The organism is Bradyrhizobium sp. LTSP849, from assembly GCF_000938255.1.
GTDB lineage: Bacteria > Pseudomonadota > Alphaproteobacteria > Rhizobiales > Xanthobacteraceae > Bradyrhizobium.
Genome location: NZ_JYMR01000053.1, coordinates 250,355 through 262,630 on the forward strand (window position 1 = coordinate 250,355; position 12,276 = coordinate 262,630).

Genomic DNA, 12,276 nt, shown 5'->3' on the forward strand with positions numbered 1-12,276 from the left:
CGATTGTGAGACACTTTCGGACATCGGTCGCGCAATCAATGACGCGCCGACGAAAAATGATATGGGAGCGAGCGATGTCCGGGACGAAAGATTTCTCGACGACGAGGCGCGATCTTCTTCAGGCGGCAGCGACCGCCGGCGCCGCAACTGCCATCCTCGGCAGCATGGGCATAAACCCCGCACTTGCGGCCGAAGTCGGACGATCCGAGAAGCCGCTGAAGGCGGCGTTCTCCAACGCAGGCCTTCAGGCCACCTGGTGCGCGCAGGGCAAGCAGGCCGCGGAGTTCTGGGGCAAGCTGTTCAATGTCGAGGTCACCTGGTTCGATGGCCAGCTTGACGCGGTGAAGCAGCGCGCCGCGATCGACAACATGGCCTCGCAGAAATGGGATTTCGTCGCGATCCAGGCGTTCGGCATCGGCACCCTCACCCAGCCCGTGCAGAAGATGATCGATGCCGGCACGCCGGTGATCGATATGGACACGCTGATTGCGCCGCTCGACCAGATCAACGTCCACTCCTTCCTCGCGCCCGATAACGAATTCATGGGCGCCTCGGTGACGCAGGCGCTGTGCAACGCGATGGGCGGCAAGGGCAAGATCATCATGACGCAAGGAGCCCTCGGCCACACCGGTGCACAAGGCCGCGCGAAGGGCTTCAACAACGTCGTCAAGCAATTCCCCGCAATCGAGGTGCTCGACACCCAGCCGGCCGACTGGGACGTCTCCAAGACCGCGCGCCTCTGGGAAACCTATCTCACCAAATATCCGCAGATCGACGCGGCGTTCTTCCACAATGACGACATGGCGCTGGCCGCCGCCAACATCATGAAGGCGCACAACCGCACCAACATCCTGATCGGTGGCGTCGACGCCATGCCGCCGGCGATCCAGGCGGTAAGCGAAGGCCGGATGTTCGCGACCGTGCGCAATCCGTCCTGCCGTATCCATGGCGGCGCCATCATCGCGGGCGTGGCGGCGGTGGCCGGTGGCGAGAAGAGCGGACAGGGCATTCCCAAGAACGTCATCACCGACGGCCCTGTCGTGACCAAGGCCAATGCCGCCGGCATGCAGTGGATGCAGGATCACTTCCTGATCTGAACTGACATGTTCGAGGGTCGTTCGCCCATCCTGGAACTCCAGGCCATCACCAAGAGCTTCGGCGGTGTCGAAGCACTTCGTGGTGTCGACTTCGCGCTTCATCCCGGCGAGATCCATGGTCTCGTCGGCGAGAACGGCGCTGGAAAAAGCACGCTGATGAAGATCATCGCCGGCGTGCACACCGAATTCTCCGGCCGCTTCCTGATCGACGGGCAAGAGACGCATTTCCGCTCGGCCCGCGATGCGCACGCGGCCGGCATCGCCATGGTGCATCAGGAGCTCAGCGTCGCGCCTGACCTCACGGTCGCGGAGAACGTGTTCCTGGGCAATCAGCCGACGAACCGGCTTGGCCTCGTGCAATGGCGGCGCATGGCGCGCGAAGCCGGCGAGCAGCTCGCCCGCTTCGGCATCGACGTCGATCCGATGAGCCGGCTCGGCGACCTCCCGATCGGGCTCCAGCAGCTGATCGAGATCGCGCGGGTGCTGTTCTCCGGCGCGCGCATCGTGATCCTGGACGAGCCGACCTCCGCCCTCTCCCCGCCCGAGGTCGAGCGGCTCTTCTCCACGCTCCGACGCTTGCGCGAGGAAGGCACCGGCATCGTTTTCATCTCGCATTTCATCGAGGACATCCTGCGTGTCTCCGATACGGTCACCGTGTTCCGCAACGGGCGGAAGGTCGCTGAGACTGCGGCCTCAGCCACAACCAAGGGCGCGCTGATCGAGGCGATGATCGGCCGCGGCGGCGAAGCGCTCGAGCACAGCTATAGCGACGATTTGATGCTGCCGCGGCCTAGCGACAGTTCGGTGGTGCTGAAGGTCGACCAGCTTTCGCTGGCGCGCAGCCTGAAGGATATCTCCTTCGAGGCCCGCGCCGGCGAGGTGCTCGGCATCTACGGTTTCATGGGCTGCGGCCAGCAGGAATTGTCGCGCATCCTCTTCGGCAAGCTGAGGCCGGACGGTGGGACGCTGGTGGTCGAGGGCAAACCCAAGACCTTTGCAAGCACGGCCGCCGCGCGCCGCGCGGGCGTGGCGCTGGTGCCGGAGAGCCGGCGCGCGATGCTGTTCCACCAGGAGCCCGTCTACAAGAACATCTCGATCAGCATTCTCGACCGCATCTCGGCGCTGCTGCTCAAGCCGACGCAGGAGCGCGACATCGCCAAACGCCAAGTCGAGCAGTTACAGATCAGACCGCCCGTGGTCGGCCTCGACCTCGGCATGCTCTCCGGCGGCAACCAGCAGAAGGTCGCGCTGGCAAAGTGGCTGACCTATCCGCCGAAGCTCTTGGTGCTGTGCGAGCCGACCCGCGGCATGGATGTCGGCGCCAAGAACGACGTCATCAACATCATCCGCGACCTCCGCGCCAAAGGACTTGCCATCATCGTGCTGTCGACCGAGCCGGAAACGGTGCTGTCGCTGGCCGACCGCATCCTCGTGCTCAAGCGCGGCGCATTGGTGCGCGAATTTGCGAACGAGCCGGTCAGCAAGGACCGCCTGCTGGAGGCGGCGTGACGGAGAAGCCAATGGCAAGCAGTGAGACGGTTCCAGCGGCGGCTCGGCGGGCGCGCGGTCTGGCGCCCTTCCTGCGCTCGCAGATGCGCAACATCGCGCCGTTCCTGACGCTGATCATCCTGTCGGCTTTCTTCGCCCTCTCCAGCCCGTCCTTCGCGACACTGGACAATCTCGGCAACATCCTCACGCAGGTGTCGGTGACCGGCATCATCGCAGTCGGCCTCACCTTCGTGATCCTCTGCGCGGAGATCGACCTCTCGATCGCCAGCATCGCCAACGTCACCGGCATCGCGGTCGCCTATTTCACGCTCCAGGAATCCTACGTCAACATTCCCAACATCCCCCTCCCCGGCGCTGCCGCGATCCTGCTCGCCATTCTGCTCTGCGCAGCTCTCGGCCTCGTCAACGCGCTGGGGCTGACCGTGATCGGCATCCCCTCCTTCATCATGACGCTCGCCATGATGCAGATCGCCGCCGGCATCTCGGCGCTGCTGGTGCGCGGGCAGATCGCCTACAAGGTGCCCGGCCTGATCACCACGCTCGGCTCGGGCTCGATCGGCGGCATTCCCTGGATCGTCATCGTCGCGGCCATCATGCTGCTCGGCGGCCATCTGGTGCTGACCTACACGCGCTTCGGCCGCTACGTCTACATGGTCGGGGGCAATCGAGAGGCGGCCGAATATTCCGGCCTCAACGTCAAGCTCATCCTCGGCGCGGTGATGGTGATCTCGGCGGTGTGCTCCGGCATCGGCGGCATGCTTGGAGTAGCCCATTTCGGCAGCGCCCAGCAGAACGAGTTCGACACCTATTTGCTCGACTCCATCGCCGCCGTCGTGGTCGGCGGCACCAGCCTGTTCGGCGGCCGCGGCGGCATCGGCAACACCATCGTCGGGCTCTTCGTCCTCGGCGTCCTCAACAACGGCCTCGACCACGTCAATATCGACAGCTTCCTGAAGATCCTGATCCGCGGCGTCATCCTGCTGGCGGCGCTGATCATCAACGTCTACGCGCAGCGGCTGAGGGAGAAAGCGGCGGAGTAAAGTGCCTCCCCGCAAAAAGCGCGAAAACAACCCCATGCACAGTACAAATCATTGGGGAATTTCGCCCGGAATGGCTTGAGCGCCCTGCCACCGAACGTTTGACTCGTCGGGCAAAACACCGGCACAATCCCATCATCGCACCGCCCAACTAACACATCATGTCATGTGCTATACACCAGTCCGGGCCATTTTCGGGTGCTGGTTTTCCCTGTATCTTCGTTGTTTGCCATCGATAGCCGCGACCGAGCATGCACTGTTTGAATGCAGCGGTATCCGCGAGGCCTCGAATGTCACCTGTCTGGCTATAGCAAAAATCGAGAGCGGCTTGTGAGACAGCGGCACTGCGCGGGTGCCCGTGCGGCCTAATGAGATCCCGGTAAACCTCATTTACAACCTGGCCGGCGCGCACATCAACGCAGCTTACAAGCAAAAGGACTAAAATAATCATTGCCCGTTGCATGGCTCGCAACCTTTGCCTTTTTGAATGGCCTCAATAGTTGGTCACGTTCAGCGTCGCACCGGTTCGAAGCTGTCAATGACAAACTGGAAAGCCTAAGCGTAACAGGCAATATTCCGAACCGCACCGCATGTCGCCTTCTGGCCCATCGCTTCCGTATTAGATCGCTGTGCACTGCGGCTTATAGGGCGCATGTCGCGACCTTACGTTGGCAGGATCATTCGTTGATCTAGGTCAACATCCGCGATCCCGCGCCTCTCAGCAATGTTTCAACCACGGCTGAAGCGGCTCCCATTATCAGCCGCGGCTCAGAGGAGGTTCGCCATGCATCCGAGGAAGCGTCTTTCGATCACGTCAGCGACAGTTGCCGGGATTGCCGCCAGCGTCCTGTTGGGGCTGACAGGTCTCACGCTCAATCCAACGCCAGCCGAGGCGGTCGTGTATTGCCAGTACGTTGAATATCCGGTCGGTTGCGTTGCCCGAGCAGGCGTCGTGCTTAGGCCTCGTCCCGTGGCGCGCGCTGCGGTCCGTCATAACGCCGGTGGCAATGCAAATGGTGGCGTTAATCGCGTTGGGGTGCGGCGGTGAGGCACGTGCATGTGGGCTTGGTTCTCCAGACCGGGCGCCCTTATGCTGAGGCCTAGGCTCCGCGCCAGACGCGCAGCACGCCTTCGCGAAAGCCGCCGACGAAATGATCAGATGCGTCCGCTGGTAAAATTTGGCTGAGATCATCGAACGAGCCGCTCACCATGGTCGCAAGCTCATGTGCCGAAGCATGCTCCGCCCATCGACGCCCCAACTCCAAACCACGATTCCGATCTTCCTCTGCGTCCATCGTCTTGGCTATCCCACGCGTTAACCGGCGCCGACGAAGTTGCTGACCGCGTCGGGGCCTTCGACGTTCTCGCCAATCTTTGGACGCTTGGGGGCTGGAAAGATCAGCAAAGCGCATCCAGACAAGCACAACCGCAGTGTCTGGCTAGTGTACTTTGTGCCAATGCCGGTGCGACCGCAGGCGTGGAAGTTAGGTGAGGACGGCAAACGACTTGAATGCGAAAATGGTGGTCCCGAAGCGGGGACGGCATCCGTCAATGCTACTGGCTACCTCCAAGTACACGCCCCAGTCGTTCGAGTTCAAGTGTTACGCAAAATAGCGCGAACAGCGATGCCACGAGTTGCAGCCCGCGACGGAACATGAGCCAAAGATCGGCGCCTTGATTGATCTCCGGCAAATGTCTGAAGAACACGACGCCGAACAGTGAGCCACCGAAGATAAAGGCAAGACGCCCCAGAAATAGAAACAGGTGACTTAAGACCGGACTCGAGCGCTGAGGGGGAAGCGGAACGCATCGCAAGCGATACCAATAGGCGACCTGCATCGCAATGATCATGACGGGCGCAACAAAATTGTGGGACCGTTCGAACGGCAGCTGCTCACCAGGATAGGTCATCAAGTGCCTGAATTCGGGCAGACCGTCCAAGATTATAAAGAGCGCTCCCGTCAGTTGAATCAATAGAAGAACCAAATAGACGGCTCTCGATTTCAAGTTCGTCATGCCGAACACCCGTCAAAGCCCATGCTAGTAGGCTCGCCTCCGACCATTTTGTTTATTCGAGAGTGAGGACACCACAAAAGAGTAAGCGCCTCAGAAGCTCTTGAACGATGATCCAGATCAAAGCCTAGCCTCCAGCGGTCACCAACGATACCGGCATGGCATTCGATCCACGGCAGCTTTGGCAGATTACCATCCTCGAAGTGGTGGGGATCGTCACGGTTGCCGTCAGTGCGGTTACAGTCGCTGGCGTCCTATATTCGGTCTGGTAGCGGGCGCCGTGTTGTGCCGGTACGGCAAAGCCACATAGCTGCTTCGCGGCTTGCCCTGAGTACGTCGACTCCCCTGCAATGGTGATGATCATCGCATCGCCACCGGTCATCATCGGATGACTGGATGCGCGCAAGGAGACAACGTGCCTACCGCTGAAGAATGACGTGCCTACGCCGCCGAGTACAAACTACGTGCCGCTGATCCGAGGAATTCACCCCGCCGAGCGACCGTGCTGACGAATATCTCACGGAGCTGGGCGGCCCTCTCGAGCCAGCTCGAGAACCTTGCAGACATCGTGAAGGCGGAAGAAATGTGAGATCGCGCAGCTCAACAGTGGGGCACTGTTCTGTCCGGTAACGAACATTAGTGCGCAACTTTGCCGGATTCCGCTAACTGTTGCGGTCAAGCTGGCGCAAACTGCATAGCCACCTTGGGGCACGGCCAGTTACGATTGCCCATGTGGCGGGAAGTGGCATTTCGTATCGCGGTCATTGTGATTGGCATGTTGCCGGTCGCGCTGCTCACCTTCGCACTCTTGAAGATGTGATCCGCAACATTCATTGATCCAGCGCAACGCGCACGGCGGCGGTCGAGCGCCTCTCTCTTGTTGTAGGGAAGCGCGCCATGACCCGCCGTCAGCTCTGGATTTACCAATCACTGGTCTGGGCGTCAGCCGCGCTTGGCATTGCGGCGATCGCATCCATGATGTGGTGATGCCGCGGCACGATCTGAGGATCACAGCAGCCTATGGTGTCCCCTCGTGGCCCATCAGCGAAGCAGCGGCGCACCTCGTTAGGGTCCGCTCAGTGAGGCACGGCGGACTAGATTTGCTCAGGTTGAGGCCAGGCTTTCTCAAACGCGCGCTCGCCACAGCGTAGCCGCAAGCAGTATGTAGGCAGCACAAGTCCACAGCGACTGCCAATTGTCCGGGCCCTCGCTCAGCGCCGCATAGATCGCTGCCACCAGGAATACGCCGGCAAATATCGCTTCCGCCATGGGGCGGTTTCCTTTCTTGGGGCGATTGAGCTGCGCCATAGCCGCAAACGGGACTGCCGCCATAGTGAGGGCCGCAAAAGGAAAATCCTTTTCGCGCGGGTCAAACATAAAGCCCAGCGCGGTCTCCGTGCCGATCACGATGGTGACGATCAAGATCAATCCGTGCGTGATCGCCAGCTCCGATGGTGTCCGGTAGTCCTTCGGACCCAGCAATTCCAGAAATGTGGGCGGTGCGCGCCCGGACATCAGGGCGTTGGCGCCGAACAGCGGCGAGGCAGTTGCCGCCACCAGAAGTGCGCCCCACAGAAGCCAGCTGCCCGCGTCATAGCTCTCATAGAACATCTTTTGAGCGGCCAGCCCAAACAGGACGCCGGCGGTGGTTGCCGATATTGCGACCGCAAACCATGAGACGAGCCGGGGCTGCGAGGGCTTCCGGCTCGAGGTCAGCCATGCAGTGCCGAACACCAGGATCGCCAGCGCCATTCCACTGCTCATTTGCAGTTTCCAGAGCGGATAATTGCTGACGGGGATGCCGGGCGGATATTTCAGCGTGCGCTGCGCGGAATCGAATAAGCCCCACGATCCGCCGACGGTGCCCTCGAACTCATGCTTCCATAATTCATCATACGCCTCGAACAGGTTGACGCGGAAATTCTCGCGCCGGGCAAGATCGAGGACCTCCGAGATCACTCGCGCCTGATTGGTGCGCGACGGTAGCGCCGAAGCGCGCATCCGCCCTTCGCTCGGCCAACCTGTTTCTCCAATCAGGATTTCCTTGCCGGGAAACGCCGACGCCACCTGCTTTCGGACGGCGTCGACATGAGCAGCGGCAGATTTCGCCGGGACCGGGACATTTTCCCAATATGGCAGGATATGAACGGTGACGAAATCGACGGCGTCATCAAGTTCCCGATAGCGCAGCCAGTACTCCCAGACGTCGGAATAGGTGACGGGGACCGGCACTTGTGCCTTGACCGAGCGGATCAAGGCAGCAAGGTCGGACGGCGTCATCGTCCGATGCAACAGAACCTCATTGCCGACCACGAGTGCGGTGATGGTTTCCGGATATTGCCGGGCGAGGCGTATGCCCGTGGATATCTGCGTCGCGTTCTTCTGTCGGTCCCTATCGAGCCAAATTCCCTGAATGACTTTCAACCCCACCTTGGACGCAAGTTCGGGGATCTGATCGAGACCAAGATCAGTCGCATAGGTACGGATACAGTCGGTTATTTTGGCAAGCTGAGCGAGATCTTCCGCGATCTGGTCCCGCGGCACTGGTGTCGGCGACTCCGACGTTTGGTTGTTGCGGAAGGGCGCGTAGGAGATGCATTGCAGTTTGGCATTCGGATCGATCGGTGCGCGCGCCAAGTTGATCGGTGTGGCCAGCCACCACCACACCGCGGCGATCGCACCTATGGATATGATGAGAAGCACCAGAGGCGTGCGAAGCGAAATAGTTCGACCCTCCAACGTAGAGATCGTCGGTCAACCGGCATGCTGTCGTGACCAGACAACAACAGACATCATCGTCCGCCGGTACCTACTTGACCTGTGATAGCTGCCAACGCCGCCTGCCCCACAATCTCGTCAGCGCGCCAACACCTCACCGCATGTCCGTCGGGGCGGGTTTCAAGTGACGGACCGGGCTCGCGACGACACTTGTCCTCAGCGTAACGGCAGCGCGGGCTGAACGCACATCCGTTCGGCGGATTGAGCGGATTGGGAAGATCGCCGCCGGTCGTCGCCAACGGGGCATGGTGCAGCGGATCGGGGATGGCGGCAATCAGCGCCTGCGTATAGGGATGCGCCGGCCGTTCAAAAATCTCGCGCCAGTCGCCATTCTCGACGATGCGGCCGAGATACATCACGGCGACCCTGTCGCTCATATGCTCGACGACGCCGAGATCGTGGCTGATCATGATGTAGGAGAGACCGAGCGTATCCTTCAATTCCAGCAGCAGATTGATGATCTGGGCGCGGATCGAGACATCGAGTGCCGAGACGGGCTCGTCGCAGATGACGATTTTGGGGTTGAGGATCAGGGCGCGCGCGATGCCGATGCGCTGGCGCTGGCCGCCCGAGAATTCATGCGGGTAGAGGTTGGCCTGTTCGGGCCGCAGGCCCACATGCCGCAGCATCGTCGCAACGCGGTCCTCGATCTCGCTTTTCGCGGTCACTCCGTGCACACGCAACGGATCTTCAAGCGTGCGACGGACGGTCTGGCGCGGATTGAGCGAGGCATAGGGATCCTGGAACACCATCTGCACGGTGCGGGCCAGAGACCTCCGATCGCCGGATTGCCTGCTCGTCACGACCTGCCCGTCCAGCACGATGCGGCCGCGCGTCGGCGTCAGGAGACCAAGGATCGAAAGTGCCACCGTCGACTTGCCGGAGCCGGACTCGCCAACGAGACCGAGGCATTCGCCGCGCTTCAGCTTGAGATCGACGCCATCGACCGCCCGCAACACCCGCTGGCCGCGCCCCAGCAAACCGCCGCCCAGCGGAAAATGGACCGCGAGATCCTCGACACTGAGAATGAGATCGTCGTCCGGCTTCCCGTCACCCGACCTGTCTTGCGGCTCATGCATGGTGGTGACACCTCACCAGACCGCCAGCCTCCAGAAAATCGGCCGTCGGCGCGACGGTCCTGCAAATGTCAGTCGCCTGCGTGCAGCGCGGATTGAACCGGCAGCCATCGGGGAAATTCGTAATGGCCGGGACGACGCCCGCGATCTCCTTGAGCCGGTTGCGGCCAAGCGCTGCGCGGCTGCCCAGCCGCGGCAGCGAGGCGACTAGGCCCTGCGTATAGGGGTGCGAGGGCGCCCGAAAAATATCGGCCGAGCCGCGCTCCTCGACGATGCGGCCGGCATACATCACGGCAACGCGGCGGCAGACATTGGCGACCAGGCCGAGATCATGGCTGATCATCAGGATCGCAGTTCCCCGCTCGGCGCATAGATTTCGCATCAGCTCGATGATTTCCGCTTGCACGGTGACATCGAGCGCGGTTGTCGGCTCGTCGGCGATCAGAAGGTCCGGGCCACATGCGAGTGCAATGGCGATCATCACGCGTTGACGCATGCCGCCCGAAAGCTGGTGCGGGTAATCCTTCACCCGTCGCTCGGGTGCGGAGACGCGAACGCTCGCCAGCGCCTCGACCGCCAGTTGATTGGCTTCCCGCCAGCTCTTTCCCTTGTGCAGCACGAACATCTCGGCGATCTGCCGGCCGACGGGCGAGACCGGGTTCAGCGCCGTCATCGGCTCCTGGAAGATCATGGCGATGCGATTGCCGCGCAGCGCACGTTGTTCGGCCGCCGAAAGTCCCTGGATCTCACGGCCATCAAATCGGATGGCGCCGGCGCCAATCGAGAGCGGCTGGCGCAACAGGCCGATCAAGGCGAGGGCCGAAATGCTCTTGCCGCAGCCGGATTCGCCGACAAGGCCGAACGTTTCGCCGCGATCGATGCGGAATGAAACGCCCTCCGCGGCGGGAACCTTGCCCGATCCGTTGTCGAGATCGATGCGCAAATCCTCGACTTCGATCAGCGGCGCGCCCGTCATGACCGCCGGCTCCGCGATTGGGGATCGAGAATGTCACGCAGGCCATCGCCGAGCAGATTGAGACCGAGCACCGTCAGGAAGATGGCGAGGCCTGGAAACACCGAGAGCCACGGCGCCGTGGTGATCTGGTCGCGGGCTTCCGACAACATGCTGCCCCAGCTTGGAAAAGGCGGGCGGACGCCGAGGCCGAGGAACGACAATGCGGCTTCGGACAGGACCGCGCTGCCCATGCCAAGCGTGCCGATGACGATGATGGGTCCGAGCATGTTCGGCAACAGCTGCGTGATCATGATGCGCAGATCGCCGTAGCCGAGCACGGTTGCCGCCTGCACATAGCCCTGGCTCTTGAGCGACAGCGCCGAGGCCCGCGCGATCCGGCAGGTGAAGGACCAGTTGGTCAAGCCGAGCGCGATGAGCAGGCTGGTCAGGCCAGGTCCCAGCACCGCCATGATGGCAAGCGCAAAGATCAGCGAGGGGATCGCGAGCATGAGATTGGTCAGGCCGTTGACGACATCGTCCCACCAGCCGCCCCAATAGCCGGCGCTCAGGCCCAATCCCACGCCGATGACGCTGTTGATGAGTTGCGAGACGATACCGACCGTCAGCGAGATGCGCGCGCCGTACACGACGCGCGAATAGATGTCGCGGCCCTGCCCGTCGGTGCCGAACCACCAGGTCCAGCTCGGCGGCTCTTCGGCATTCATCAGATTCGCGTCCAGGACAGGGTCGGTGTGCGCGAGCCAGGGCGCGAGCAGGCCGACGACAATCGCAAGCGCGAACAAGGCACCGCCGATGATGAGATTGGCGCGGAGCTTCATGCGTATCTGATCCTGGGATCAATTACGCCATAGAGCAGGTCGATCAGCAGATTGATCGCGAGAAAGAACAGCACCACCACGAGAATGGAGCCCTGGACGGCGGGAATGTCGCGCTGGAGCACGCTGTCGACCAGCAGCGAGCCGATGCCCGGCCAGGAGAACAATTTCTCGACGACAACCGCCTGCCCCATCAGCGCCCCGAATTGCAGGCCGACCGTCGTGAGAATGAGGACGAGCGCATTGCGCATGACATGCCACTTCACGACCCGGGTCTCGCTCATGCCCTTCGAGCGCGCCGTGCGAACGAAATCCGCGGTCATGATCTCGAGCACCGCGGCGCGTGTCGTCCGGGCCAGCAGCGCCATCGGCGAGACGCCGAGTGTCACGGCAGGCAAGATCAGATATTTGCCTCCGCCATCGCCATAACCAAAACTCGGCAGCCAGCCGAGTTTCAGAGCGAACAGATACATCAACAGCAGCCCGAGCCAGAACTTGGCCAATGACAGGCCCGACACCGCCAGGACCATCGCTGCGCTGTCGACAAGACCGCCCGGCCGCAATGCGGCGACGAAGCCGAGCGGCACGCCGACCACGACCGCAATCGCCATGGATGCGAAGATCAGTTGCAGCGTCGGCCATGCCCGCTTGGCGATCATGGTCGTGACCGGTTCGCGGGTCCGGAACGACGTGCCGAAATCACCGGTCGCGAGCTTGGCGATATAGGTGCCGAAGCGGATGTAGACGGGCTCGTCGAGGCCGAGCTGCTTCTTCATGCGCGCCTCGACCTGCGGATCGCTGTCGTCGCTCATGGTCGAGACGATGCTGCCGGGAACGACGCTGAACAGCGCAAACACCAGCAGCACGACGGCAAGCACGGTTGGGATGGTTTGCAGGAGACGACGGATCAGGAAGGAGAGCATCGGCCTTTGTCCTCTCTCCCTCCATCGTTTGCTACGACGGAGGGAGCGCGAG

Annotated in this window: 11 protein-coding genes; 4 read left to right on the plus strand and 7 right to left on the minus strand. The window is 61.9% G+C overall.

Going from position 1 to position 12,276, the window contains the following annotated elements; translation table 11 throughout:
- Window positions 1–74 precede the first annotated feature (74 nt).
- The 4 genes from UB31_RS34805 to UB31_RS42730 all read left to right on the plus strand — a co-directional run bounded on the left by UB31_RS34805 (window position 75) and on the right by UB31_RS42730 (window position 4,691).
- Window positions 75–1,097, plus strand: a complete 1,023-nt coding sequence (locus tag UB31_RS34805) for a sugar ABC transporter substrate-binding protein (protein WP_045014100.1) — start codon at window positions 75–77, stop codon at window positions 1,095–1,097.
- Between the two features lie 6 nt (window positions 1,098–1,103).
- Entirely contained in the window at window positions 1,104–2,606 is a 1,503-nt protein-coding gene (locus UB31_RS34810) for a sugar ABC transporter ATP-binding protein (protein WP_045014101.1), read from the plus strand.
- Window positions 2,607–2,617: 11 nt separating this feature from the next.
- Entirely contained in the window at window positions 2,618–3,646 is a 1,029-nt protein-coding gene (locus UB31_RS34815) for an ABC transporter permease (protein WP_045014102.1), read from the plus strand.
- Window positions 3,647–4,427: 781 nt separating this feature from the next.
- The gene (locus UB31_RS42730) at window positions 4,428–4,691 is read left to right on the plus strand and encodes a hypothetical protein (RefSeq protein WP_082078730.1); all 264 of its coding nucleotides are present in this window, start codon (window positions 4,428–4,430) and stop codon (window positions 4,689–4,691) included.
- A 52-nt stretch (window positions 4,692–4,743) separates the two neighbouring features.
- Here UB31_RS42730 and UB31_RS41820 read toward each other — a convergent pair whose 3' ends face one another.
- The 7 genes from UB31_RS41820 to UB31_RS34845 form a co-directional block, all read right to left on the minus strand.
- On the minus strand, window positions 4,744–4,938 hold the full coding sequence (locus UB31_RS41820; RefSeq protein ID WP_156162950.1) for a hypothetical protein: 195 nt from the start codon (window positions 4,936–4,938) through the stop codon (window positions 4,744–4,746).
- A 259-nt stretch (window positions 4,939–5,197) separates the two neighbouring features.
- Window positions 5,198–5,659: a hypothetical protein gene (locus UB31_RS34820; protein ID WP_245306118.1), complete on the minus strand. Its 462-nt coding sequence runs from the start codon at window positions 5,657–5,659 to the stop codon at window positions 5,198–5,200.
- Window positions 5,660–6,781: 1,122 nt separating this feature from the next.
- Window positions 6,782–8,362, minus strand: a complete 1,581-nt coding sequence (locus UB31_RS34825; protein ID WP_245306122.1) for a glycoside hydrolase family 17 protein — start codon at window positions 8,360–8,362, stop codon at window positions 6,782–6,784.
- 86 nt (window positions 8,363–8,448) lie between these two features.
- Window positions 8,449–9,513, minus strand: a complete 1,065-nt coding sequence (locus UB31_RS34830) for an ABC transporter ATP-binding protein (protein ID WP_045003088.1) — start codon at window positions 9,511–9,513, stop codon at window positions 8,449–8,451.
- Entirely contained in the window at window positions 9,506–10,486 is a 981-nt protein-coding gene (locus UB31_RS34835; protein WP_045014103.1) for an ABC transporter ATP-binding protein, read from the minus strand. Before UB31_RS34835 ends, UB31_RS34830 begins: the two co-directional genes overlap by 8 nt.
- The gene (locus tag UB31_RS34840) at window positions 10,483–11,304 is read right to left on the minus strand and encodes an ABC transporter permease (protein ID WP_045014104.1); all 822 of its coding nucleotides are present in this window, start codon (window positions 11,302–11,304) and stop codon (window positions 10,483–10,485) included. The genes UB31_RS34835 and UB31_RS34840 overlap by 4 nt, the downstream gene beginning before the upstream one ends.
- On the minus strand, window positions 11,301–12,224 hold the full coding sequence (locus tag UB31_RS34845; protein ID WP_045003091.1) for an ABC transporter permease: 924 nt from the start codon (window positions 12,222–12,224) through the stop codon (window positions 11,301–11,303). Before UB31_RS34845 ends, UB31_RS34840 begins: the two co-directional genes overlap by 4 nt.
- Between the last annotated feature and the right edge of the window lie 52 nt (window positions 12,225–12,276).

Bases quoted from the DNA above. Each gene is read 5' to 3' on its own strand.
- UB31_RS34835 (WP_045014103.1), bottom strand. From the start codon at position 10,486: ATGACGGGCGCGCCGCTGATCGAAGTCGAGGATTTGCGCATCGATCTC.
- UB31_RS34820 (WP_245306118.1), bottom strand. From the start codon at position 5,659: ATGACGAACTTGAAATCGAGAGCCGTCTATTTGGTTCTTCTATTGATT.
- UB31_RS34810 (WP_045014101.1), top strand. From the start codon at position 1,104: ATGTTCGAGGGTCGTTCGCCCATCCTGGAACTCCAGGCCATCACCAAG.
- UB31_RS41820 (WP_156162950.1), bottom strand. From the start codon at position 4,938: ATGGACGCAGAGGAAGATCGGAATCGTGGTTTGGAGTTGGGGCGTCGA.
- UB31_RS34805 (WP_045014100.1), top strand. From the start codon at position 75: ATGTCCGGGACGAAAGATTTCTCGACGACGAGGCGCGATCTTCTTCAG.
- UB31_RS42730 (WP_082078730.1), top strand. From the start codon at position 4,428: ATGCATCCGAGGAAGCGTCTTTCGATCACGTCAGCGACAGTTGCCGGG.
- UB31_RS34830 (WP_045003088.1), bottom strand. From the start codon at position 9,513: ATGCATGAGCCGCAAGACAGGTCGGGTGACGGGAAGCCGGACGACGAT.
- UB31_RS34840 (WP_045014104.1), bottom strand. From the start codon at position 11,304: ATGAAGCTCCGCGCCAATCTCATCATCGGCGGTGCCTTGTTCGCGCTT.
- UB31_RS34815 (WP_045014102.1), top strand. From the start codon at position 2,618: ATGGCAAGCAGTGAGACGGTTCCAGCGGCGGCTCGGCGGGCGCGCGGT.
- UB31_RS34845 (WP_045003091.1), bottom strand. From the start codon at position 12,224: ATGCTCTCCTTCCTGATCCGTCGTCTCCTGCAAACCATCCCAACCGTG.